This window comes from Arthrobacter sp. NEB 688 (assembly GCF_013201035.1).
Classification (GTDB): domain Bacteria; phylum Actinomycetota; class Actinomycetes; order Actinomycetales; family Dermatophilaceae; genus Phycicoccus.
Window position 1 is genome coordinate 1,825,122 of sequence record NZ_CP053707.1, and the last position, 22,694, is coordinate 1,847,815.

At 72.6% G+C, this 22,694-nt stretch carries 22 protein-coding genes; 10 read left to right on the plus strand and 12 right to left on the minus strand.

Going from position 1 to position 22,694, the window contains the following annotated elements:
• Positions 1-17 precede the first annotated feature (17 nt).
• The 6 genes from HL663_RS08640 to HL663_RS08665 form a co-directional block, all read right to left on the minus strand.
• Positions 18-1,637, minus strand: coding sequence for a BCCT family transporter (locus HL663_RS08640; protein WP_173027955.1), 1,620 nt, complete (start codon positions 1,635-1,637; stop codon positions 18-20).
• A gap of 141 nt (positions 1,638-1,778) precedes the next feature.
• A complete protein-coding gene (locus HL663_RS08645) occupies positions 1,779-2,753 on the minus strand; it encodes an ABC transporter substrate-binding protein (protein ID WP_173027957.1) in 975 nt (324 codons plus the stop codon).
• 56 nt (positions 2,754-2,809) lie between these two features.
• A complete protein-coding gene (locus HL663_RS08650) occupies positions 2,810-4,924 on the minus strand; it encodes an ABC transporter permease (RefSeq protein WP_173027958.1) in 2,115 nt (704 codons plus the stop codon).
• On the minus strand, positions 4,921-6,015 hold the full coding sequence (locus HL663_RS08655; RefSeq protein ID WP_173027960.1) for a quaternary amine ABC transporter ATP-binding protein: 1,095 nt from the start codon (positions 6,013-6,015) through the stop codon (positions 4,921-4,923). Before HL663_RS08655 ends, HL663_RS08650 begins: the two co-directional genes overlap by 4 nt.
• 122 nt (positions 6,016-6,137) lie before the next feature.
• Positions 6,138-6,920 carry an IclR family transcriptional regulator gene (locus HL663_RS08660; protein WP_173027962.1) on the minus strand — a complete coding sequence of 261 codons (783 nt, stop codon included), beginning with the start codon at positions 6,918-6,920 and terminating at the stop codon, positions 6,138-6,140.
• Between the two features lie 47 nt (positions 6,921-6,967).
• On the minus strand, positions 6,968-8,407 hold the full coding sequence (locus HL663_RS08665; protein ID WP_173027964.1) for a trimethylamine methyltransferase family protein: 1,440 nt from the start codon (positions 8,405-8,407) through the stop codon (positions 6,968-6,970).
• A 134-nt stretch (positions 8,408-8,541) separates the two neighbouring features.
• Between HL663_RS08665 and HL663_RS08670 the strand changes: the two genes are divergently transcribed.
• The 5 genes from HL663_RS08670 to HL663_RS08690 all read left to right on the plus strand — a co-directional run bounded on the left by HL663_RS08670 (position 8,542) and on the right by HL663_RS08690 (position 13,447).
• The gene (locus tag HL663_RS08670; protein WP_173027966.1) at positions 8,542-9,309 is read left to right on the plus strand and encodes an IclR family transcriptional regulator; all 768 of its coding nucleotides are present in this window, start codon (positions 8,542-8,544) and stop codon (positions 9,307-9,309) included.
• Positions 9,306-9,971 (plus strand): cobalamin B12-binding domain-containing protein, encoded by a 666-nt coding sequence (locus tag HL663_RS08675; RefSeq protein ID WP_173027967.1) that lies wholly within the window; start codon positions 9,306-9,308, stop codon positions 9,969-9,971. The genes HL663_RS08670 and HL663_RS08675 overlap by 4 nt, the downstream gene beginning before the upstream one ends.
• Complete coding sequence (locus HL663_RS08680) at positions 9,968-10,861, plus strand: dihydropteroate synthase (RefSeq protein WP_173027969.1); 894 nt, start codon at positions 9,968-9,970, stop codon at positions 10,859-10,861. The genes HL663_RS08675 and HL663_RS08680 overlap by 4 nt, the downstream gene beginning before the upstream one ends.
• Positions 10,858-12,834, plus strand: a complete 1,977-nt coding sequence (locus HL663_RS08685) for an ASKHA domain-containing protein (protein ID WP_173027971.1) — start codon at positions 10,858-10,860, stop codon at positions 12,832-12,834. The genes HL663_RS08680 and HL663_RS08685 overlap by 4 nt, the downstream gene beginning before the upstream one ends.
• Positions 12,835-12,946: 112 nt before the next feature.
• Positions 12,947-13,447 (plus strand): DUF1638 domain-containing protein, encoded by a 501-nt coding sequence (locus HL663_RS08690; protein ID WP_286176015.1) that lies wholly within the window; start codon positions 12,947-12,949, stop codon positions 13,445-13,447.
• On the opposite strand, the gene HL663_RS08695 is transcribed toward HL663_RS08690, so the two are convergent.
• Both HL663_RS08695 and HL663_RS08700 read right to left on the minus strand, forming a co-directional pair.
• A complete protein-coding gene (locus tag HL663_RS08695; RefSeq protein ID WP_173027975.1) occupies positions 13,434-14,318 on the minus strand; it encodes a homocysteine S-methyltransferase family protein in 885 nt (294 codons plus the stop codon). The genes HL663_RS08690 and HL663_RS08695 overlap by 14 nt on opposite strands.
• A 28-nt stretch (positions 14,319-14,346) precedes the next feature.
• Positions 14,347-15,210 (minus strand): methylenetetrahydrofolate reductase, encoded by an 864-nt coding sequence (locus tag HL663_RS08700; protein WP_173027977.1) that lies wholly within the window; start codon positions 15,208-15,210, stop codon positions 14,347-14,349.
• Positions 15,211-15,311: 101 nt separating this feature from the next.
• Between HL663_RS08700 and HL663_RS08705 the strand changes: the two genes are divergently transcribed.
• Positions 15,312-15,752, plus strand: coding sequence for a VOC family protein (locus HL663_RS08705; RefSeq protein WP_173027979.1), 441 nt, complete (start codon positions 15,312-15,314; stop codon positions 15,750-15,752).
• A 329-nt stretch (positions 15,753-16,081) separates the two neighbouring features.
• Here HL663_RS08705 and HL663_RS08710 read toward each other — a convergent pair whose 3' ends face one another.
• Positions 16,082-16,348, minus strand: a complete 267-nt coding sequence (locus HL663_RS08710) for a hypothetical protein (protein ID WP_173027980.1) — start codon at positions 16,346-16,348, stop codon at positions 16,082-16,084.
• Positions 16,349-16,424: 76 nt separating this feature from the next.
• On the opposite strand from HL663_RS08710, the gene HL663_RS08715 reads away from it, so the two are divergent.
• The 3 genes from HL663_RS08715 to HL663_RS08725 all read left to right on the plus strand — a co-directional run bounded on the left by HL663_RS08715 (position 16,425) and on the right by HL663_RS08725 (position 19,295).
• Entirely contained in the window at positions 16,425-17,330 is a 906-nt protein-coding gene (locus HL663_RS08715) for a LysR family transcriptional regulator (protein ID WP_173027982.1), read from the plus strand.
• A 44-nt stretch (positions 17,331-17,374) separates the two neighbouring features.
• Positions 17,375-18,148, plus strand: a complete 774-nt coding sequence (locus tag HL663_RS08720) for a ParA family protein (RefSeq protein ID WP_173027984.1) — start codon at positions 17,375-17,377, stop codon at positions 18,146-18,148.
• Positions 18,149-18,239: 91 nt separating this feature from the next.
• Positions 18,240-19,295, plus strand: a complete 1,056-nt coding sequence (locus tag HL663_RS08725) for an NAD(P)-dependent alcohol dehydrogenase (RefSeq protein WP_173027986.1) — start codon at positions 18,240-18,242, stop codon at positions 19,293-19,295.
• 95 nt (positions 19,296-19,390) lie between these two features.
• On the opposite strand, the gene HL663_RS08730 is transcribed toward HL663_RS08725, so the two are convergent.
• The gene (locus tag HL663_RS08730; RefSeq protein ID WP_173027987.1) at positions 19,391-20,935 is read right to left on the minus strand and encodes a DEAD/DEAH box helicase; all 1,545 of its coding nucleotides are present in this window, start codon (positions 20,933-20,935) and stop codon (positions 19,391-19,393) included.
• Positions 20,936-21,120: 185 nt separating this feature from the next.
• Here HL663_RS08730 and HL663_RS08735 point away from each other — a divergent pair, with 185 nt between their 5' ends.
• Positions 21,121-21,789 carry a ferritin-like fold-containing protein gene (locus HL663_RS08735; RefSeq protein WP_173027989.1) on the plus strand — a complete coding sequence of 223 codons (669 nt, stop codon included), beginning with the start codon at positions 21,121-21,123 and terminating at the stop codon, positions 21,787-21,789.
• An 81-nt stretch (positions 21,790-21,870) separates the two neighbouring features.
• Here HL663_RS08735 and HL663_RS08740 read toward each other — a convergent pair whose 3' ends face one another.
• The gene (locus HL663_RS08740; protein WP_286176016.1) at positions 21,871-22,197 is read right to left on the minus strand and encodes a GlsB/YeaQ/YmgE family stress response membrane protein; all 327 of its coding nucleotides are present in this window, start codon (positions 22,195-22,197) and stop codon (positions 21,871-21,873) included.
• Positions 22,198-22,345: 148 nt separating this feature from the next.
• Positions 22,346-22,570 (minus strand): DUF3107 domain-containing protein, encoded by a 225-nt coding sequence (locus HL663_RS08745; RefSeq protein ID WP_173027991.1) that lies wholly within the window; start codon positions 22,568-22,570, stop codon positions 22,346-22,348.
• Between the last annotated feature and the right edge of the window lie 124 nt (positions 22,571-22,694).

A 22,694-nucleotide genomic window follows, 5' to 3' on the forward strand; every position in this document is an offset into this window, starting at 1 on the left:
GTCGTCCGCCGTCCGGCTCACGCGTCCCGGCGGGCCGCCGGGTGCTCGCGCAGGTGCCGCCGGATCGGCCCCTGGAGGGTCGACTCGAAGGTCTCCTGGCGCAGCGCCTTCCACAGCGAGAAGCACAGCGCGATGAGCACCATGAGGAACGGGAAGCCGATGATGATGACCCCCGTCTGCAGGGCCCCGAGACCGTCCTCGCCCCCGCTGACGAGCAGCACGGTCGCGACGGCGCCGGTGGCCACGCCCCAGAAGACGACGAGCGAGCGCCGGGGCTCCTCGTCGCCGCCCTGGCTGAGCATCCCCATGACGATGGAGGCCGAGTCGGCGCCGGTGACGAAGAAGATCGCGATGAGGAAGACCGCGAGGGCGACGGTGACGCTCGCGACCGGGTACTCGCGCAGGGTGCCGAAGAGCGTGTTCTCCAGGCCCGAGTCGACGAGCGCCTTCATGTCCTCGCCCTTCGTCAGCTGGAGGTCGAAGGCGGCGCCGCCGAGGATCGAGAACCAGACGAACGAGACGAGCGAGGGGATCGCGATGACGAAGACGACGAACTGGCGGATCGTGCGGCCCTTGGAGATGCGGGCGATGAACATCCCGACGAAGGGGGTCCACGAGACCCACCAGGCCCAGTAGAAGATCGTCCAGCCGTTGAGCCACTCGCTGCCGCCGAAGACGCCGGTGCGGAAGCTCATCGTCGGCAGGTGGGTCAGGTAGCCGCCGATCGACTCGGTGAAGGTCGAGAGGATGAAGACCGTCGGCCCGACGACGAAGAGGAACAGGGCGAGCAGCGCGGCCGCGACGGCGTTGGCGTTGGAGAGCCACTTGATGCCCTTGTCGATGCCGCTCACGGCGGAGACGACGAAGCAGAGCGTGAGGACGGCGATGACGACGACCGCGGCGGTCGTGCCGTAGCCGTCCTGGCCGAAGACGTCGGCGAGGCCGCCGGTGATCTGCAGCGCGCCGAGGCCGAGCGAGGTCGCCGAGCCGAAGAGGGTCGCGAGGATCGCGAGGGTGTCGATGCCCTTGCCGGCCGCGCCGTCGACGCGGTCGCCGAGCAGCGGCCGGAACGCCGCGCTGATGAGGTTGCCCGAGCCCTTGCGGTAGGCGAAGTACGCGATGGTCAGCCCGATGACGGCGTACATCGACCAGGGGTGGAAGCCCCAGTGGAAGAACGTGTACTCCATCGCGAGGTGTGCGGCCTCGTCGCTGCCCGGCGCGGCGAGCCCGAGCGGCGGGGTGTTGAGGTGGGTCAGCGGCTCGGCGACGCCGTAGAACATCAGGCCGATGCCCATGCCGGTCGCGAACATCATCGACACCCACGAGAAGGTCGAGAACTCGGGGACGGAGTCGTCGGCGCCGAGCTTGATGTTGCCGTAGCGGCTGACGGCGAGGAAGGCGCTGAAGAGGACGAAGCCACCGCTGGTCAGGACGAAGAACCAGCCGAAGTTCGTCGTGATCCAGCCGAGGATGCTGCCACCCGTCTCGCCGAAGCCCTCGCCGTCGACCGCGCCGTAGACGAGGACGAGCAGCGCGAGGGTAGCCGCGACCCCGAAGACGACCTTGTCGACGGGGGAACGCCGGTGCGGTTCCGGCGCCTGCTCGGTGGTCAGCGGAGGTGGTGTCGTCGTCGCCATGGCCGTGCCCCTCGGTTGCGCTGGACGGAACGCTGTGCGCATCGCACAACACCTGCAGTGTGAGGTGGATCACTCACGCCGTCAACGGCCGCGTGCCGCGACGCCCGGGTGGGCGCCGCGGCACGGGGGGTGGTGCGGGGGTCAGGACAGCCAGGCGGCGACCTTGTCGGGGTTGGCGTCGACCCACCTCTTGGCCGCGTCCTCCGGCGTCATGTTCTGGTTGGCGATCATCTCGGAGACGGCGTTCTGGTCGTCGTTGGTCCACTGGAACTTCTTGATGAGGTCCACTGCGGGAGAACCGGACTCGGCGAACTTGGTCGAGATGAGCTTGTTGAGCTCGTACGGCGGGTAGTCGCACGCGACCTTCTTGGCGTCGGCGTCGCAGCCGTCGGTGTAGGTCGGCAGGTTGACCTTGACGAGCTTCATCTCGGAGAAGAACCACTGCGGGTCGTAGAAGTACGCGAGCAGCGGCGTCTTGTTCTTCTCGGCCTGCCGGAAGCTCGTGATGAGCGCCGCCTCCGAGCCGCCGGTGACGACCTTGTAGTCGAGCTTGAGGTTGGTGACGAGGGCCTCGTCGTTCGTCACGTACGAGGGGTCGCCGTCGAGCAGCTGGCCCTTGCCGCCGGACTCGGAGGTCTTGAACATCGACGCGTACTTGTTGAGGTTCTGCCAGTCCGTGATGTCCGGGTACTTCTCGGCCATCCACGGCGGGACGTACCAGCCGATGATCCCCCGGTTGCCGGTGAGGCCGGCGTCCTGGACGGACTTCTGCTCCTCGACGTACTTCTTCGTCAGGTCGGCGTGGCCCCAGTTCTCGACGATGGTGTCGATCGAGCCCGACGCCATGCCCTGCCAGCCGACCTCCTCCTTGACGTCGGGGTACGTGACCTTGCAGCCGAGCTTGCTCTGCGCGACGTAGCCGATGACGTGGGCGTTGCTCACGTACCCGGTCCACGGGTTGACGGCGATCCGCAGGTCGCCGCACTCCTTGCCGCCGCCGCCGGCCGACCCGGAGGCGCTCGGCTGCTCGATGTTGCCGCCGCCGCAGGCGCTCAGCCCGAGGGCGATGACGGCGGCGGCCGCGGCCAGCGCGCTCCGGTGGGTTGCTCGTGCCATGGGCTGGACCTCTCTCCTGTCCGCGGTCCTCCGCGGGTCGTGGTGGGGTGCCCGGCTCATCGGCCGAACCGGGCGGCGGCGTGGCGGGCGATGCGGTCGAGCATGATCCCGAGCGCGGTGATGGCGAAGCCGGCGGCCAGGCCCTTGCCGAAGAGCTGGCCCTGGACGAAGCCCTGGACGATGAGGTAGCCGAGGCTGCCGCCGCCGACCATCCCGCCGATGACGACCATCGACAGGACGTAGAGCAGGCCCTGGTTGGTCGCGAGCACGAGGGCCTCGCGGGCCATCGGCAGCTGGACCTTCGAGATCATCTGCCAGCGGGTGATGCCGGTGGAGCGCGCCGCCTCGACGGTCGCCGGCGAGACGCCGCGCACCCCGTCGGCGACGAGCTTGGTGGCGATCGGGACGGCGTAGGCGACGGCCGCCATGATCGCCGTGAAGCGGGTGGCCGCGAAGAGCGCGAGCGCCGGCACGAGGTAGACGAACGCGGGGATCGTCTGGAAGCCGTCGAGGAAGGGCCGGATGACGGTGTCGGCCCGCCGCCCCCGGCCCATCGCGACGCCGAGGACGACCGCGACGAGCATGACGATGAACGTCGCGACGAGGGTCATCGTCAGCGTGACCATCGCGTCGTACCAGAGGCCGGTGCCGAGGATGACGGCCTCGCAGACGAGGGTGACGACGGCCGGGCGCCAGCCGCCGAGGAGGTACGCGACGGCGAGGAGGACCAGCGCCATGACCCACCACGGCAGGTCGGACATGAGCGACTGCAGCGGGTTGAGCATGACCGCCGTGACGAGGTCCTTGAACCCGTTCGTCACGCCCGAGATCGTGTCGACGACCGCGTTGGTCAGGTCGTTGATGTGCCCACCGAGGGGGCCGGCGGTCAGCTCGCCGAGCACCGGCACGCCGGAGAGATCGGGGAACTGCGAGAGCTGGAGGTAGCGCGTGGAGTAGAAGGCGCCGACGAGGACCGGGAGCAGGAGGACGGCGAGGACGAGCCGGCGTCCGCTCGGGGTCAGGAAGCGCCGGTCGGTGCCGCGCCCGCCCTCCTCGGTGGCCCAGCGGGGCAGCTTCTCGAGGACGATCGTGCGCCCCCCGAAGATGCCCGGTGAGCCGACGGCCGCCACGCGCTGGCCGGCGGGAGAGGAGCGCTCGCTCGCGGCGGTCGTCGTGCGGTCGAGCATGATCGCGATGAGGACGATGCCGAGGCCGGCGACCGCGGCGGCGCCGACGTTGAGGGTCTGCAGCGCGGAGATGACCGGCTTGCCGAGGCCGGGCCCGTTGACGAGCGCGGCGATCGTCGCCATCGAGAGGGCGGCCATCGTGCACTGGTTGATGCCGACGACGATCGTGCGCTTGGCCATCGGCAGCTGGACCTGCCGCAGCAGCTGGCCCTTGGTCACGCCGAGAGAGCGACCGGCCTCGATCGTGTTCTCCGCCACCGAGTTCAGCCCGTGCTCGGTGATCCGGACGAGGGGCGGCAGCGCGTAGACGAGGGTGAGGACGATGGCGCACGCCGGGCCGATGCCGAAGAAGAGGGCGATCGGCGTGAGGTAGGCGAAGGAGGGCATCGTCTGCATCGCGTCGAGCAGCGGCGTGACGACCGCGGAGGTGCGCCTGCTGCGCGACATCGCGATGCCGAGCGGCAGCCCGACGATCATGCAGATGACCACCGCGACGATCGTCACGATGAGCGTGTCGATGCCGTCGGTCCACAGGCCGGCGAGGCCGAGGAAGAGCAGGACGACGGTGACGAGGAGGGTCGAGCGCAGCCCGGCGAGCGCGTAGGTGACCCACGCGGCGAGGAGCACGACGCCGAACCAGCCCACCCAGTCGCCGGGCGTCACCGCGCTCAGGTGCTCCTGGAGCACCCCGACGAAGGTGTCGAGACCGCTCGCGATCGTGCCGAGCACGCCGTGGAAGAACCAGTTGTCCTGCCCGAGCAGCTGCACCCGGTCGCGGACGTCGTTGAACCAGTCGTGCAGGCCGGTCGTGTCGGCGTTGGCCAGCTCGAGGGTCTGCCGGCCGCGCAGCGTCGCCCACGCGAGGAGCCAGAGGGCGAGGACGCCGAGGAGCTTGCGACCCGTGCGGCGCGACGTGGCGCGCTCGGCGACGGGCTGCGCCTCCTTCGGCGGGGCCGGCCGGACCGGCTCGAGCGTCGTGGTCACCGGGCGCCGGCCGGGGCGTGCTGCTCGACGACGACCACCCGCAGGATGTCCTCGTCGTCGACGACCCCGACGACCGTGCCGCTGCCGTCGACGACGCGCACCGGCCCGTCGGCGGCGAGCACGGCCCGCGCGGCCTCCCGGACGACCGTCGTGTCCGGCAGGGCGGGGGCGCCGGCGCCCTCGTCGGCGGAGCCGGGCGGGCGCATCACCCAGCGCAGCGTCAGCACGTGCGACTTGGGGACCTCGGCGGTGAAGTCGCGGACGTAGTCGTCGGCCGGGGCGCCGATGATCTCGTCCGGCGCGCCGACCTGGACGATCTCGCCGTCGCGCATGATGAGGATCCGGTCGCCGAGCTTGAGCGCCTCGTCGAGGTCGTGGGTGATGAAGACCATCGTCTTGCCCACCTCGTGGTGCAGCCGGATGACCTCCTTCTGCATGTCGCGGCGGATCAGCGGGTCGAGGGCGCTGAACGGCTCGTCGAACATGAGCACGGCGGGGTCGCCGGCGAGCGCGCGGGCCAGGCCGACGCGCTGCTGCATCCCGCCGGAGAGCTGGTCGGGGTAGTTGAGCTCGTACCCGGACAGGCCGACGAGGTCGACCATCTCCTGGGCGCGCGAGCGGCGCCCGGAGCGTTCCTCGCCGCGCACCTCGAGGCCGAAGGCGATGTTGTCGATGACCTTGCGGTGGGGGAGCAGGCCGAAGTGCTGGAAGACCATCGACACCTTGCGGCGGCGGATCTCGCGCAGCTGGTCCTCGCCCATCCCCGTGAGGTCCTCGCCGTCGAGGACGACGGTGCCGGCGGTCGGCTCGATGAGGCGGGTGAGGAGGCGCACGAGGGTCGACTTGCCCGAGCCGGACAGGCCCATGACGACGAACACCTCGCCCGGCGCGACGTCGAAGGAGACGTCGCGCACGCCGATGACGTGCCCGCTCTTGGCCTGCAGCTCCTGCCGCGACAGCTCGAGGTCGGGGGTGCCGAGGAGCTTGTCGGCGTTCGGTCCGAAGACCTTCCACAGGCCACGCACGGACAGCGCGGCCGAGGTCGCGTCCGTCCCGGGCGTCGTCCTGCTGCTCACGGCCAGGTCGGTCACGCTCCACCTCCGCACCGTTGCGCGATGTGCAACACCGCGTGTACTGCGCAACAGGATGGCGCTCCGGGGTCGCCCCGGTCAAGGACCAAAACTGCGGGTGGACCGCGGTCCTCTCAGGTCGCTCAGCGCTCGACGGGCTGGTGCGCGATCCGGGCCGAGGCCTCGGCGGTCGCCGAGAGCAGGAGCGGGACGAGCTCGTCGACCCGCTGCGGCCCGAAGCGGAAGGTCGGCCCGGAGACGCTGATCGAGGCCACGACGTCGCCGTGCGCGTCGCGGACGGGGGCGGCGAGGGCGGTCAGGCCGACGTCGAGCTCGTCGGTCGCGAGGGCCCACCCGCGCTCGCGGACCTCGGCGAGCTGGGCGTCGAGGACGGCGCGGTCGGTGACCGTCGCGGGCGTGTACGGCGTGAGGTCGCCGAGGCTGCGGGTCAGCTCGGGGTCGTGCTGCTCGCTCACGAGGACCTTGCCGTTGCTCGTCGCGTGGATCGGGATGTGCTGGCCGACCCAGTTGTAGGACGAGAGGGTCGAGGAGCCCGACACCTGGTCGACGTAGAGCGCGGCGCCGCCGGAGAGGACCGCGAGGTTGACCGTCTCGCCGGTCTCGGAGGCCAGGCGGCGCACGACCGGCCGGGCCTCCTTCGCGAGGTCGAGCCGGGCGTTGGTGGCGCCGGCGAGCTTGAGCACCCCGACGCCGAGGCGGTAGCGGCCTCGCTCCTCGACCTGCTCGACGAGCCGGCGCCGCTCGAGCGCGGAGACGAGGCGGCTGGCCGTCGACTTGTGGACGCCGAGCTCGCGCGCGAGCTGCGTCGTGCCGGCCTCGCCGTGCAGGGCGAGCAGCTCGAGGATGGTGACGGCCCGGTCGACGGACTGGACGGTCGAGCCCGCGTCCCGCGAGGTGGTGCGCATGACGCAACCGTAGCGAATGGCGCAACCCCCGGGGGCGGGGGAGGGGGTCAGTCCCCGAGCTCGCGCCGACGGCGGACGACGTACTCCTCGAGCTCGGCGCGCACGGCCTCGTCGAGCGCGGGCTGCTCGTACTCCTCGAGCCGCTTGCGCCAGATCGCGGACGCCCGCGTCGCCGTGTCCTGGGCCCCGTTGCGCGTCCACCGCTCGTAGTTCTCCGAGCTGTTGAGGAACGGCCGGTAGAAGCAGGTCCGGAAGCGCTCCATCGTGTGCATCGAGCCGAGGAAGTGCCCGCCGTGCCCGACCTCCTGGTGGGCGTCGAACCCGAGCGAGCCCGCGTCGATCTCGAGCGGGGTGAACTCGTGCTGGAGCATCTCGACGATCTGGCAGTCGATGACGAACTTCTCGAAGCCCGCGACGAGCCCGCCCTCGAGCCAGCCGGCGCTGTGCATGACCCAGTTGGTGCCCGCGAGGAAGGTCGGCAGCAGCGTCATGAGCGCCTCGTAGCCGGCCTGCGCGTCCGGCACCTGCGAGGAGGTGAGGCCGCCGCCGGTGCGGAAGGGCAGGTTGAAGTGGCGCGCGATCTGGCCGGTGCACAGCAGCCCGACACCGGACTCCGGCGTGCCGAACGTCGGTGAGCCGGACTGCATGTCGATGTTCGACAGGAACGACCCGAAGATGACCGGGCACCCCGGGCGGATGAGCTGCGCGAGCGTGATGCCCGAGAGCGCCTCGGCGATCTGCTGCACGAGCGCCGCCGGGATGGTGACCGGCGACATCGCGCCCATGAGGATGAACGGCGTGAGGACGACCGGCTGCGCGGCGGCGGCGTACTCGAACAGGGCGTCGAGCATCCGGTCGTCCCAGCGCAGCGGGCTGTTGCAGTTGACGAGGCTGATGCTCACCGGCGTCTGCTCGATGGCCTCGCGCCCGCCGAAGAGGATCTCGGACATCGCGATGACGTCGCGGGCGTTCTCGCCGGAGACGACGTTGCCCATGAACACCTTGTCGGTGATCGTCATGAGGGCGTAGGTCATGTCGAGGTGGCGCGAGTCGAGCGGTGCGTCGTTGGGCTCGCAGACGACCCCGCCGGCGGAGTCGAGCACCGAGAACGACTGCGAGAGACGGGCGAAGTTGCGGTAGTCCTCCATCGTGCCGTCGCGGCGGACCTCGCCCTCGCGGACGAACGGCGGCCCGTAGACGGCGCCGAAGGCCATCGAGTCGCCGCCGATGTGGATGCTCCGCTCGGCGTTGCGCGCCCGGACGTCGAACTCGCGGGGGGCCTTGGCGACCTGCTCGAGGACGAACTCCGGGTCGAGGAAGACCGTGTTCTCCTCGACCCGCTGGCCGGCCTGCCGGAACAGCTCGAGGGCCCGCTCGCTCATGAACTCGACGCCGATCTCGGTGACGAGGCGACGCCAGCCGGCGTCGAGCTGGGCCATGGCCTCCGCCGAGAGGATCTCGTAGCGCGGCATCCGGTTCGTGAACATGCGCGTGAGCCTCCAGGGGCAGGACGAGCGTTGACGGTGAGCCGCGCCACATCCTAGCCTCATCATGTGGGCGCACAAGGCCCACATCGTGAGCGGTGACGGACGGTCACCGCCGCCCTGCGAGAGGACCCCCCGTGCCGACCCCGCCCCCGACCACCGGGACCCAGTCGATCGACCGGGCCGCCGACCTCGTCGCCCGGGTGGTCCACGCCGACGGGGGGCTCACGGCGGCGGCGCTCGCCGACGCGACGGGGCTCGCGCGCTCGACCACCTCGCGGCTGCTCGCCGCGCTCGAGCGGGCCGACCTCCTCGCCCGTGACGACGCCGGCGGCTGGGCCCCCGGCCCGCTGTTCGACCTCTACGCCACCCGTCGCAGCGGCGACGAGGTGCTCGCCGAGGTGGCCGGCCCGACGATGCGCGAGCTCGGCGAGATCACCGGCGAGACGGTGAACCTCGGTGTGCCACGCCGCGGCACGGTCGTCCAGGTCGCGCAGGTCGACGCCTCGTACTACCTCGGCTCGCGCGACTGGGTGGGCACCGACGTGCCGGCCCACGCCTCGGCGCTCGGCAAGATCCTCTACGCCCACGGCGCGCTGCCGGTGCCGAGCGGTCCGCTCGACGCGCCGGCCCCCGACGCGGTGACGAGCGGGGTCGAGCTCGCCGCGCAGCTGCCCGGCATCCGGCGCCAGGGCTACGCCACCACGGTCGACGAGCTGGAGCCCGGCCTGACCGGGGTCGCCGCCCCGGTGCGCCACCGGGGCGCGGTCGTCGCCGCCCTCGGCATCTCCGGGCCCACGTCCCGTCTGGCCGGCGACCTCGCGTCGACCGGCGCCCTCGTCGCCACCCACGCCGCGGCCCTGTCCGACCGGCTCGAGCACCACCCACACGAAGGAGCGGCATGACACCCGACGACATCCTCAAGGGCCTGTACGACGAGACGCTCGTCGGCAACGGCCCGGCGGTGCTCGACCTCACCCACCAGGCGCTGGGGATGGAGATGGCCCCCGGCACCCTGCTGTTCGACGCGCTCATCCCGGCGCTCGAGGAGGTCGGGGCGCGGTTCGAGCGCGGCGACTTCTTCGTCCCCGAGATGCTCATCGCCGGGCGCGCGATGGCCGGCTCGATGGAGGTGCTGCGGCCGCTGCTCGCCGACACCGGCGTCCAGACGATCGGCAAGTTCCTCATGGGGACGGTCAAGGGCGACGTCCACGACATCGGCAAGAACCTCGTGAACATCATGCTCGAGGGCGCCGGCTTCGAGGTCATCGACCTCGGGGTGCAGGTCGCCCCCGAGAAGTTCGTCGCCGCCATCGACGAGCACCAGCCGGACATCGTCGGCTTCTCGGCCTTCCTCACGACGACGATGCCGATGTTCAAGGCGAACATGAACGCCCTCGAGAAGGCCGGGATGCGCGACTCGGTCATCGTCATGGTCGGCGGCGCCCCGGTCACCCAGGAGTACGCCGACGCGGTCGGCGCCGACGGGTACGCGGCCGACGCCTCGGCCACCGTCAAGAAGGCCAAGGCCCTGCTGCAGGAGCGCCGCGCGAAGGTGCTCGCGTGAGCGCGCCCCTGCGGCACACGGTCCTTCGTTCGGCGACCAAGGAGGTCGTCCTGGGCGGTGACAAGCCGTTCTGCGTCATCGGCGAGCGGATCAACCCCACCGGCCGGCCGTTGTTCCAGGCCGCGCTGCGCGAGGGCGACCTGTCGATCATCGCCAAGGACGTCGCGGCGCAGGTCGCCGGCGGCGCGGACGTGCTCGACATCAACATGGGCGTGCCCCTCACCGACGAGGCCGAGCTGCTCTCGAAGGCGATCCAGCTGGTCCAGTCGCTGACCGACCTGCCGATCTGCATCGACTCCTCGGTCGTCGAGGCGCTCGAGGCCGGCCTGTCGGTGTACCAGGGTCGGGCACTGGTCAACTCGATCACCGCCGAGGACGACCGGATGGCCGCCATCCTGCCGCTGGTCAAGAAGTACGACGCCGCCATCGTCGCCCTGCCGAACGACGAGGACGAGATCCCGATGGAGGCCGAGAAGCGCCTCGCCCTCACCGAGAAGATCGTCCGCGTCGCGACGCAGGAGTACGGCATCGCGATCGAGGACATCGTCATCGACCCGCTCGCCATGCCGATCGGCGCCGACTCGACCGTGGGCCGCACGACGCTCGAGGTCATCCGCGGCATCCGGGAGCGCTGGGGCCTCAACACGACCTGCGGCGCCTCGAACGTCAGCTTCGGCATGCCGGGGCGGCACGCGATCAACGCGGCGTGGCTGCCGCTCGCGATGTCCGCCGGGATGACGAGCGCCATCATGGACGCCCGCACCCCGCAGGTCGTCGACGCCGTGCGGGCCTCGGACCTCCTGCTCGGCAACGACGAGTGGGGCATGTCGTGGATCGGGGCGCACCGGGCCCGGCAGGCGGCGCAGGCCGCGGCCGCCGGGACGGCGTGACGGGCGAGCGCGGGCCGGACCAGCCCTTCGACGACGTCGTCGAGGGTCTGCGCCGCGAGGGGCTCCTCGAGCCCCCCGCCCCGCTGACCCCCGAGGTCGACGACTCGGAGCACGCGGGCGCCGGCCGGGTCACGTTGTCGTTCAGCCCGGCCGAGCGCGTGGTGCGCGTGCCGCCCGGGGTGTCGGTGTTCGACGCCGCGTCGTGGAACGGCATCGCCGTCGACTCGACGTGCGGCGGCCACGGGACCTGTCGCAAGTGCCGTGTCCGGCTGACCCGCGGCACCGCCCCGGTCAGCCGGCACGACGTGCGGACCTTCACGCCGGACCAGATCCACGACGGCTGGCGCCTCGCGTGCCTCGTGCGTGCCACCCACGACCTCGGGGTCGAGGTGCCCCCGCTCGTCACCCGCCCCAAGGCGTCGACCGTGGGCGTCGGCCGGCAGGTGATCCTGCGGCCCTCGGTGCAGAAGCGCTACGTCGAGCTGACCGAGCCGACCCTGGCCGACCAGCGCACCGACCTCGCCCGGCTGCGCGACGCCGTCGACGACCTCACCCTGAACCCGGACCTGTACGCGCTGCGCCGGCTGCCGGTCGTCCTGCGGCAGAACGACTTCAAGGTGACGGCGGTCGTCGTCGACGAGACGCTCGTCGACGTCGAGCCCGGTGACACGACCGGGCGTCGGCACGCCATCGCCTACGACCTCGGCACGACGACGGTCGTCGCGACGCTGCTCGACCTCGAGACGGGGACACCGGTCGCGGTGTCGTCGGTGCTCAACCGGCAGCAGCCGTTCGGCGGCGACGTCATCACCCGGATCAGCGCGACGATGATGGACCCGCAGGCGCTGCCGCGGCTCACGGCGCTGGCCCGCGAGACGCTCGCCGGGCTCGCCGCCGAGGTGTGCGACGAGGGCGGCGTCGACCCCGCCGGGGTCTACGAGGTGGCCCTCGCCGGCAACGCGACGATGACCGCGCTCCTGCTCGGTGTCGACCCCGAGCCGCTCGGGGTCGCACCCTTCGTCCAGGCGACGGCCGACTGGCCCGTGCTGCTCGCGTCGGACCTCGGCCTCACGCTGCACCCGGGTGCCCGGGCCGTCGTCTTCCCGGCCCTCGGCGCCTACGTCGGCGGGGACATCGTCGCCGGGATGCTCGCGAGCGGGCTCGACCGCGACAAGCGGGTGCGGCTGTTCATCGACGTCGGCACGAACTGCGAGATCGCCCTGACCGACGGCGAGCGCATCGTCACGACCGCCGCCCCGGCCGGGCCGGCGTTCGAGGGCGGCGCGATCCGCTGCGGGATGCGCGCGGCCGACGGCGCCGTCGAGGTCGTGCGGCTCGACCCCGAGGCCGAGGACCCCACGCTCGCGGTGGCCCTCGGCGTCATCGGCGACGTCGAGGCGCGCGGCCTGTGCGGCTCGGGCCTCGTCGACGCGGTCGCCGAGCTCGCCCGGATCGGGCTGCTCGACACCTCCGGGCGCTTCGTCACCGACGAGCGCGCGGCCGAGATCGCCCCGGCGCTGGCCGGCCGGATGGCGACCGTGCGGGAGGGCGAGCGCGTGTTCGTGCTGCACCGGCACGCCGACGACGCGCCGACGGAGGAGTCGGTCTACCTCTCGCAGAGGGACGTCCGCGAGCTGCAGTTCGCGAAGGCCGCCATCTCGACCGGGTGGTCGCTGCTCCTCGAGGAGCTCGACCTCGAGGCGTCCGAGGTGCAGCAGGTGCTGCTCGCCGGCTCCTTCGGGTCCTACCTCTCGCCGGCGTCCGCGGTCCGCATCGGGCTCGTCCCGAAGCTGTCGGTGCTGCGCATCGTCTCGGCGGGCAACGTCGCGGGGGAGGGCGCGAAGATGGTCCTGCTGTCGGCCCGGGAGCGGGCCGGCGCCGACGCGCTGATGGAGGAGGTGCGCTATGTCGAGCTCTCCGACCGCCCCGACTTCAACGACCGCTTCGTCGACCAGCTCGCCTTCCCCGTCTGACGGGCGGCGCGCCGGACGGGTCGCGCTCGTCGCGTGCGGCGCCATCGCCCAGCCGGCGGCCGACGCGGCGCAGCGCCACGGGTGGCCCCTCGACGTACACCCGCTGCCCCCGTTGCTGCACAACCGGCCCGAGCGCATCGCGCCCGCCGTCGAGGAGGCCGTCGCGCAGCTGGGTGCGCGCTACGACCGGGTCGTCGTCGGGTACGCCGACTGCGGCACCTACGGCGCGCTCGACGCGGTGTGCGAGCGGCTCGGCGTCGAGCGGCTGCCCGGGCTGCACTGCTACGACCTGTTCGCCGGTCCGTCGGCCGTCGAGGCGCTGAGAGAGGAGGAGCCGGGGACCTACCTGCTCACCGACTTCCTCGTCCGCTCCTTCTCGCGCACGGTCGTGCGCGAGCTCGGCCTCGACCGCCACCCCGAGCTGTGCGACGACTACTTCCGCCACTACGCGCGCGTCGTGTGGCTCGTGCAGACGCGCGACCCGCAGGAGCTGGCCGAGCTGCGGGGGATGGCGCAGGACGCCGCCGACCGCATCGGGCTGCCGCTGACGGTGCGGCACACCGGTGCCGGTGGGCTCGAGACCGCCCTGGCCGCGCTCGTCAGCCCGCGGTGAGCGCGCCGGCCATCGCCCGCAGGTGCTCGGGCGAGGAGCCGCAGCACGCGCCGATGACGTCGATGCCGAGGGCGCGCAGCTCGAGCGCGTGCTCGGCCATCGCCTCCGGTCCGACCGTGTAGACGAAGTGGTCGCCCTCGAGCTCGGGCAGGCCCGCGTTCGACTGGGCGACGAGCAGCACGCCGTCGGGCCGGGCGGCGACCAGCTGCTCGGCGATCGTCCGCATGTCGTCGGGCCCGCGCCCGCAGTTGGCGCCGACCGCGTCGACGCCGTCGGCCGCGAGCGCCGCGACGGCGGCGGCCGGCGTGACGCCCATCATCGTGCGCAGGTTGGTGTCGAAGGAGAGCGTGACGACCAGCGGCAGCTCCGGGGCCTCGGCGCGGGCGGCGGCGACCGCGGCCCGGGCCTCCTCGAGGTCGCTCATCGTCTCGACGAGCAGGAGGTCGGCGCCGCCGTCGCGCAGGCCGCGGACCTGCTCGGCGAACAGCGCGCGGGCGGCGTCCGGTGTGAGGGTCCCGAGCGGCTCGAGGAGCTCGCCCGTCGGCCCGATGTCGCCGGCCACGAGCGCGTCGTGGCGCCGGGCGACGGTGGCGCACAGGGCGGCCGCGGCCCGGTTGACCTCCTCGGCCCGCCCGGCGTGACCGTGCTGGGCCAGCCGGCGCTCGGTGGCCCCGAAGGTGTTGGTCGTCAGCAAACGGGCACCCGCGACGGCGTACTCCTCGTGGAGGGCGGCCACGGCGTCGGGGTTCGTGAAGTTCCACGACTCGGCGCACTCGCCCATCGGGAGGCCGCGCTCCTGGAGGAGCCAGCCGTAGCCGCCGTCGGCGATGGCCGGGCGCCCGGCGAGGAGGGTGGTGAGTCGGTTGGTCACGGGATCTACGGTAGCGAGGCCCGAGGCCTCATCCGGGCGGTCGGACCCGAGCCGATGCCGCCTCGTCGAGCATCCGGCGGCGCCACGACTCGATGACGCCCACCTGGTTGAAGGTGAAGACGTGCAGCCCCTCGATGTCGAGCGCGGGGTTGGCGGCGAGGGCCGCGACGCGGCTGACGAACCGGTCGGTGGAGAAGCCGGGGGAGGCGATGCGGGCGAAGACCGACTTCTGCTTGCGCAGGAAGCGCAGCGACTCGCCGACGCCGATCTTCGTCGCCATGCCGAGGAGCTTCGTGCGGTCGACGGGGCCGGGGACGCCGACGAGGATCGGGAGCGTGACGCCGCGACGGCGCACCCGCTCGGTCCACGTGCCGAGGTGCTCGGCGTCGAAGGTCATGTTCGAGACCACGTGCGTGGCGTAGCGGCGCTTGTCCCACATCGACTGCACCGTCACGTCGTCGTCGATCGTCGGGTGCGACTCGGGGTAGCCGGTGATGCCGACGTGCGTGAAGGGGTGCTCGATCGCGGCGAGGTCCTGCAGCAGGTCGAGGGCCGAGGTGTAGTCGCCCGCCGGGTCGGCGTCGCCGCCGGGGACGAAGACGGCGTTCACTCCGGCCCCCGCGAGGCGGGCCACGACCTCCTCGAGCTCCCCGCGGCCGGAGACCATCCGCGCGGCGAGGTGCGGCACGACGCGGTAGCCGGCGGTGGCGAGGGCGACCGAGGTGTCGAGGGTGGCGGCCAGGCCCTTGCTCGGGGCGGCGGTCACGGTGACCGTGAGGCTCGGGGGCACGTGCTCGAGGACGGCCTCGGTGATCGAGGGCGTGGGCATCACCTCGTAGCGCGCCCCCTCGAGGAGGTGGGCGAGGGCCACCGTGGGGAGTTCGTTGCTCATCGTGCAACCCGTCTCGTCATACGCACCGACCGGCCCAGCGTAGGGGTGCGGCGCCCCGCCGCGCCAGAGGTCGGTCGGCCCGGTGTGGCAGGCTGCGGGGGATGGAGCAGCGCATCTCGTTCGTCACCCTGGCCGTCGCCGACCTCGCGCTCTCGCGGCGCTTCTACGTCGACGGGCTGGGGTGGGTCCCCGAGCTCGAGGTCGACGGTGAGCTCGTGATGTTCCCGGCCGGGGAGCGGCTCGTGCTCTCGCTGTGGGACCGGGCGCACTTCGAGGCCGAGCTCGAGGGTGTGACGGTGGGCGGGCCGGGGCTGCTGCCGTTCACGCTCGCGCACAACGTCGAGACCCCGGCGCTCGTCGACGAGGTGCTGGCGCTCGCGGCCCGGGCGGGAGCCGAGGTGGGCGTGGCGAGCGACCGCGACTGGGGCGGCCGCTCGGGCTACTTCGCCGACCCGGACGGCGTGCGGTGGGAGGTCGCCTGGAACCCGGGCCCGATCGGTCGGCGCGTGGTGCCGGGCACCGACCCGTCCCCGCGCGGCTGAGCCGGGTCCTTCTCGCCCACCCGGCCCGCCATGGCGGGGGTGTGCTCACCCGGCCTCCGGACGCTCCGGGAGGTTTCCCTTCCACCCCGGGAGGTTTCCCTCCCACCCCGGGAGGTTTCCCTGTCAGCTGGCGACGTTTTCCTCTCGCCCCGGGAGGTTTCCTGCCGGACGCGAGAATCCCCCGCGCCGCGCCAGGAACTGCTTGCGCGGTGCGAGGGATTCCTCCCGGGGCACCTGGTTCCCGGGAGCGCACACATGGGGTGGTCGCTCTCGCGAACCCGGGCCGGGCGCCGCGCGGAGCGGCGCGACCGGCGGGCCGTCGGGTGTGGTCAGAGGCCGGCGGCGCGGCGGACCGGCGACTGGGTGCCGTAGTACGCCTGCAGGTTCTCCTGGAGGATGGAGCGGATGAGGGGGGCCTCGGCGGTCGCGATGCCCTGCGCCTCCTGGGTGTCCACGGCGACGAGGAGGTCCTCGATCTCGTGGGGGGTGCGGTAGTGCGAGAGGTCCTCGCGCAGCCGGCGGACCGCGGCGCGCTGCTCGCGGCGCTCGCGGAGCTCGTCCTTGACGGTGGTCCAGAGTGCGGTGGTGTTCGTCATGCATCCAGTGTGCGAGTGGGACCATCCATGCGTCCAATGAAAACGACGCAACCGACACTTGCACTATCGTCATGGGATGGACACCGAGTCCCTCCGCTGGTTCCAGCTCGTCGCCGACGGCTACACCGTGACCGAGGTGAGCGACGTCTTCGGCGTCAGCCAGTCCGGGGTCTCCCGGGCGCTGGCCCGGCTCGAGACCGAGGTCGGCACGCCGCTCCTGCACCGCCAGGGCCGCGTCCTGCGGATGACGCACGCCGGCTCCGCGTTCAAGCGCCACGTCGACGCCCTCGTCAACAGCCTCGACGACGGCCTCGCGGCGGTCGGCGAGATCGTCGACCCGGAGAGCGGCGTCGTCACCCTCGCCTACCCCCTGAGCCTCGGCAGCTGGCTCGTCCCCGGCCTCGTCGGCGCCTTCAAGGAGCAGCACCCGCGCGTGCGGGTCGTCATCGAGCGCACCGCGGTCGGCGAGGACGGCCGGATCTCCACGCAGCTCGCGACCCGCCGGGCCGACCTCGAGCTGACCGCGGCCCGCGTCGCCGGTCAGGGCGTCGTGTGGCAGCACGTCCTCGACGAGCCGTTCGTCCTCGCCGTCGCCACCGACCACCCGCTCGCCGGCCGCTCCGAGGTGGCGCTCGAGGAGGTCGCCCACGAGCCGTTCGTCCTGCGCGCCCCGCCGTCGGGGATGCGCCAGCAGACGCTCGACCTCTGCCGCGCCGCCGGGTTCATCCCCGCCGTCGCGATGGAGGCCGAGGACCTGCCGACCATCCGCGGCTTCGTCGCGGCCGGCCTCGGCGTCTCCGTCGTGCCCGCCCAGGGGCTCGCGGTCCCGGCCACGTTCGCCCGCACCCGGATGCTGCCCCTCACCGACACCGGGGCCCACCGCGAGGTCGGGCTCGCGTGGGTCGACGGGCGGCCGCTGCTGCCGTCGGCCGAGGCGTTCCGGCGCTTCGTCCTCGCGTCCGGCCGCCGCCGCGCCGGATGAGAGGATCGAGGCATCCCGACGACGACCCCGAAAGGGCCGCCCCCATGGCGCCGAAGCGCAAGGCCACGATCATCGCCCTCGCCAACCAGAAGGGCGGGGTCGCCAAGACGACCTCCGTCGCCTCGCTCGGCGCCGCCTTCGCCGAGGCCGGCCGGCGGGTGCTCCTCGTCGACCTCGACCCGCAGGCCTGCCTGACCTTCAGCCTCGGCGTCGACCCCGACACCGTCGAGTCCTCGGTCCACGACGTCCTCCTCGGCCGGGCCGAGCTCGCCGACGTCGTCCAGACCTGCGCCGACGGCGTCGACCTCGTCCCCAGCTCGATCGAGCTCGCCGGCGCCGAGGCCGTGCTCCTCGGCCGGCCGGCCCGCGAGTACGTCCTGCAGGGCGCGCTCGACGCCGTCCGGAAGAGCTACGACGTCATCCTCCTCGACTGCTCGCCGGGCCTCGGGGTGCTCACGCTCAACGCGCTGACCGCCGCGCAGGGGCTCATCGTGCCGATGCCCTGCGAGATGCTCAGCCACCGCGGCGTCGGCCAGCTCCTCGACACCGTCGCCGACGTCAAGAAGATCCTCAACAAGAAGCTGCGCGTCATCGGCATCCTCCCGACGCTCTACGACGGTCGCAGCACCCACGCCCGCGAGGTCCTCGAGGACGTCGGCCAGCGCTACGGCCTGCCGGTGCTCAGCCCGCCGATCCCCAAGACGGTGCGCTTCGCCGAAGCCCCGGCCGTCGGCCGCTCGATCCTCGCGACCGCCCGGTCGAGCAAGGGTGCGGCGGCCTATCGCGAGGTCGCGGCCGGGCTGCTCGAGCGGCTCTGACCGTATTCCCGACGACGGGGTGAAGATCCTCATCGTCAAATGTTTGTCCAGAGTTTGACCGAGGGTGGGGGAGCGGTCCTAGCCTGCTGGGATGACCACCACCACCCCTGCTCTCATCGCCGACTCCGCGACCTCCGGCTTCCGCCAGGGCACGATCGAGCGGCGCGACCTGCGTCCGGACGACATCCGCATCGCCATCGCCTTCGCCGGCATCTGTCACTCCGACATCCACACCGCCCGTGAGGAGTGGGGCCCGGCCCACTTCCCCCTGACCGTCGGCCACGAGATCGCCGGCACCGTCGTCGAGGTCGGCTCCGAGGTGACCCGCCACTCGGTCGGCGACCGCGTCGGCGTCGGCTGCCTCGTCGACTCCTGCGGCGAGTGCGAGCAGTGCAAGGACGGGATGGAGCAGTTCTGCTCCAAGCCCTCCGTCGGCACCTACAACGCCCAGGGCTACGACGGCGAGTGGACCATGGGCGGCTACGCCCAGGAGGTCGTCGTCAGCGAGCGCTTCGTCCTGCGGATCCCGGACGGCATCGAGCTCGACGTCGCCGCCCCGCTCCTGTGCGCCGGCATCACCACCTACTCGCCCCTGCACCGCTGGGGCGCCGGCACCGGCAAGCAGGTCGCCATCGTCGGCGTCGGCGGCCTGGGCCACATGGGCGTCAAGATCGCCGCGGCGATGGGCGCCACCGTCACGACCATCTCGCGCAGCGACGCGAAGGCCGCCGACGCGATCGGCCTCGGCGCCACCGCGCACATCGCCTCGAAGGACGAGGACGCGATGAAGGCGGCCAAGGGCACCTTCGACATCATCCTCAACACGGTGAGCGCGGACATCCCGATCGCCGACTACGTCGCGCTGCTCAAGCCGGCCGGTGTCGTCGTCAACGTCGGCCTGCCGCCGGCCCCCTACGAGATCCCGCCGGGCGCCCTCATCGGCGGCAACCGCGCCGTCGCCGGCTCGCAGATCGGCGGCATCGCCGAGACCCAGGAGATGCTCGACTTCTGCGCCGAGCACGGCATCGCCGCGACGATCGAGGTCGTCGACGCGGCCGACGTCGACGCCGTCTGGGACCGCGTCGTCGACGGTGACGTCCGCTACCGCGCCGTCATCGACACGAGCACCATCACCCCGCAGGACTGACGCCGGGCCCGGCACCGACCGGGCGCCGGCACGCGAGAGGGGCCGCATCCCACCGGGATGCGGCCCCTCGTCGTCGTGCGGGGGAGGGTCGGGCCTCAGCCCTGGGCGCCCTCGCCGGCCGGCTTGCCACCCTGGGTGCGGCGGCGGTTGCGGCTGCGGCGCGGGCGGTCGCCGCCCTCGGCGGGGCGGTCGGACGAGCGGTTCTCGCTCCGGCCGGAGTCGCGGCCACCACGGCCGCCGTCACGTCCGCCACGACCGGAGTCGCGGCCGCCGTCGCGGCCACCCCGGGGCCCGCGGCCGCCGGACTTGCCGGTCTCGCCGAGGTCCTCGAGCACCTCGGCCTCGAGGCCCTCGCGGGTCCGCTGGGCGCGCGGCAGGCGGCCCTTGGTGCCCTCGGGGATCGAGAGGTCGGTGTAGAGGTGCGGCGAGGAGGAGTAGGTCTCGACCGGCTCGGGGATCCCGAGGTCGAGGACGCGGTTGATCATCCCCCAGCGGTGCAGGTCGTCCCAGTCGACGAAGGTCACCGCGGTGCCGGTGTTGCCGGCGCGGGCGGTGCGCCCGATGCGGTGGAGGTAGGTCTTCTCGTCCTCGGGGCACTGGTAGTTGATGACGTGCGTGACGTTCTCGACGTCGATGCCGCGGGCCGCGACATCGGTGGCGACGAGGATGTCGACCTTGCCGTTGCGGAACGCGCGCAGCGCCTGCTCGCGCGCGCCCTGGCCGAGGTCGCCGTGGATGGACGCGGCCGCGAAGCCGCGCTCGACGAGGTCGTCGGCCACCTTGGCGGCGGTGCGCTTGGTGCGGCTGAAGACGATCGTCAGGCCCCGGCCCTCGGCCTGGAGCATGCGCGCGAGCATCTCGACCTTGTCCATCGCGTGGGCCCGGTAGACGTGCTGCTCGACGGCCTTGACCGTGTGCGCGTTCTCCTGGTCATCGCCCATCGCGCGGATGTGCGTCGGCTGGTTCATGTACCGGCGGGCCAGGGTGACGACCGCGCCCGGCATCGTCGCCGAGAAGAGCATCGTCTGGCGGCCGGCGGGGGTCATCGCGAGGATCTTCTCGACGTCGGGCAGGAAGCCGAGGTCGAGCATCTCGTCGGCCTCGTCGAGGACGACGATGCGGGCGTTGCCGAGGTCGAGGTGGCCCTGCTGGGCGAGGTCGATGAGGCGGCCGGGGGTGCCGACGACGACCTCGACACCGCGGCGCAGCGCCTCGACCTGGGGCTCGTAGGCGCGCCCGCCGTAGACGGTGAGGACGCGGATGCCGCGCTGGGCGCCGGCGCGCTCGAGGTCGCCGGCCACCTGGACCGCGAGCTCGCGGGTCGGGGCGACGGCGAGGGCCTGGGGCTTGCCGGCGGCCGGCAGGTCCGCGAACGCGGCGTCACCGGGGGCGACGACGCGGTTGAGGATCGGGATGCCGAAGCCGAGGGTCTTGCCCGTGCCGGTCTTGGCCTGGCCGATGATGTCGTGGCCGCCGAGGGCCACGGGCAGCGTCATCGCCTGGATGGGGAACGGGCTCGTGATGCCGTGCCCGGCGAGCGCCGCGACGATGTCGGGGTGGATCGGGAAGTCCGAGAAGCTCGGGGTCGGCTCGGTGGGGGCGGCCTGCTCTTCGGCCTGGGCGTCGGTGACGTCGGTCATGGACTCTCTTCTTCGGTCGGCGGGCGCGCGAGGCGCACCAGCGCACTGGCTGCGGGCCGATCGGAGGTCATCGGGGGCGGTCGCGGCGTCCGGGGACACCGGGCGTTCGCCCATCAAGGTCACTACACGGGTGCAAGCCGACCGGGCACCGTGGTCCCCGCCACTCTACCGTTAGGCTCCGTCGCATGGACGCGGACCCGGCGCAGGAGCGCGGCTACGACGCCGCCGTCGTCGACCTCCTGGGGGTGCTGGCGTACGGCGAGCTGACCGCCTTCATGCGGATGGCCGCCGACTGCGACCTCGCACCGACGCTGTCGCTCAAGTCCCGGATGGGGCGCCTGGCGACGACCGACTTCCACCACTACGAGCGGCTCGCGGCGCACCTCGAGGGCCTCGGCGTCGACTCGGAGGCCGCGATGGCCCCGTTCGTCGGCCCCTTCTCGGCCTTCCACGAGCGCACGCGTCCGCGGGGCTGGCTCGAGGGGCTCGTCAAGGCGTACGTCGGCGAGGGCATCGCCAAGGACTTCTACCGCGAGATGTCGGCGCTCGTCGACGAGGAGACGCGCGAGGTGATGCTCGGCGCGCTCGACGACGGCGGGCACGCGGAGTTCGTCGTCCAGATCGTCCGCGACACCATCCGCACCGACCGCACGGCGGCCGGCCGGCTCGCGCTGTGGGGCCGGCGGCTGCTCGGCGAGGCGCTCTCGCAGGCGCAGGCCGTGGCGGTCGAGCGCGACGCGATGGCCGCGCTGCTCGTGGGCGGCGGGGTCGACCTCGGCGAGGTCGGACGGATGTTCACACGGCTGACCGAGAACCACCAGAAGCGGATGGCGCGGATGGGCCTGGAGTCCTGAGAGTCCTGAGGGGCGGCGACCCGCGCCGCGCACGACGACGGCCCCCGCCACGTGGCGGGGGCCGTCGTCGTGCGCCGTCGGTCAGGCGCGGGTGCGGGGCGCACCGCCGCGCGAGGCCATGACGCGCTCGTAGACGACGACGAGCACGGCCGCGACGACGACCGAGATGACCCAGCGCAGCCAGTCGATGCCGCCGGTGGTGCAGACGCCGAGCTGGGCGGAGAGCCAGTAGCCGATGAGGGCGCCGACGATGCCGATGACGACCGTGACGACCATGCTGATCGCCTGCCGGCCCGGCAGGACCAAGCGGGCGAGGACGCCGATGACGGCGCCGAAGATGATGGTGCCGATCCATCCGCCGACACCCGACGGGGCGCAGCTGGCGGCCATGGGAAGGAGCTCGGTCATGCGGTTCTCCCGTTCCGGGCCCGAGGGCCCCGTCGCACGTGCCCGGATCTCGGGCACGGTGCGACGCTAGACCTGCGACGAACTTTAGTCAAACCTTCGACACCGAGTGTCGCGACGGGGGATCGGCGCAGGTCAGCGCGGGTGTCGCTCAGATGCCGAAGCCGACCTTGCCCTTGTCGCTCTCGCCGACCTGGATCCAGCCGACGGAGCGCCCCGGCACGAGGACCGTGCGGCCCTTGGTGTCGGTGAGGCGCAGGATGCCCTCGGGGGAGGCGAGCGCGGCGTCGACGGCCGCGGCGACCTCGTCCGCGTCGGCGTTCGTCTCGAGGCTGAGCTCGCGGGCGACGTTCTGGACACCGATGGTGACCTCCACGGGGCACGCACCTTTCGTCGGTCTCGCGGGCTCGGGCCCGCTCGGATGGGTACTCGCGCTCAGGCTAACCCGCGGCGCGGTGGTGCTGTTCCGGTGCTCGGGCGTGTTCGCCGAGGGCGCACCC

Coding starts and splice junctions, on each gene's coding strand:
- HL663_RS08700 (WP_173027977.1), bottom strand. CDS start 15,210: ATGAGCAACGAACTCCCCACGGTGGCCCTCGCCCACCTCCTCGAGGGG.
- HL663_RS08665 (WP_173027964.1), bottom strand. CDS start 8,407: ATGTTCACGAACCGGATGCCGCGCTACGAGATCCTCTCGGCGGAGGCC.
- HL663_RS08725 (WP_173027986.1), top strand. CDS start 18,240: ATGACCACCACCACCCCTGCTCTCATCGCCGACTCCGCGACCTCCGGC.
- HL663_RS08710 (WP_173027980.1), bottom strand. CDS start 16,348: ATGACGAACACCACCGCACTCTGGACCACCGTCAAGGACGAGCTCCGC.
- HL663_RS08740 (WP_286176016.1), bottom strand. CDS start 22,197: ATGACCGAGCTCCTTCCCATGGCCGCCAGCTGCGCCCCGTCGGGTGTC.
- HL663_RS08735 (WP_173027989.1), top strand. CDS start 21,121: ATGGACGCGGACCCGGCGCAGGAGCGCGGCTACGACGCCGCCGTCGTC.
- HL663_RS08640 (WP_173027955.1), bottom strand. CDS start 1,637: ATGGCGACGACGACACCACCTCCGCTGACCACCGAGCAGGCGCCGGAA.
- HL663_RS08705 (WP_173027979.1), top strand. CDS start 15,312: ATGGAGCAGCGCATCTCGTTCGTCACCCTGGCCGTCGCCGACCTCGCG.
- HL663_RS08675 (WP_173027967.1), top strand. CDS start 9,306: ATGACACCCGACGACATCCTCAAGGGCCTGTACGACGAGACGCTCGTC.
- HL663_RS08645 (WP_173027957.1), bottom strand. CDS start 2,753: ATGGCACGAGCAACCCACCGGAGCGCGCTGGCCGCGGCCGCCGCCGTC.
- HL663_RS08730 (WP_173027987.1), bottom strand. CDS start 20,935: ATGACCGACGTCACCGACGCCCAGGCCGAAGAGCAGGCCGCCCCCACC.
- HL663_RS08715 (WP_173027982.1), top strand. CDS start 16,425: ATGGACACCGAGTCCCTCCGCTGGTTCCAGCTCGTCGCCGACGGCTAC.
- HL663_RS08660 (WP_173027962.1), bottom strand. CDS start 6,920: ATGCGCACCACCTCGCGGGACGCGGGCTCGACCGTCCAGTCCGTCGAC.
- HL663_RS08720 (WP_173027984.1), top strand. CDS start 17,375: ATGGCGCCGAAGCGCAAGGCCACGATCATCGCCCTCGCCAACCAGAAG.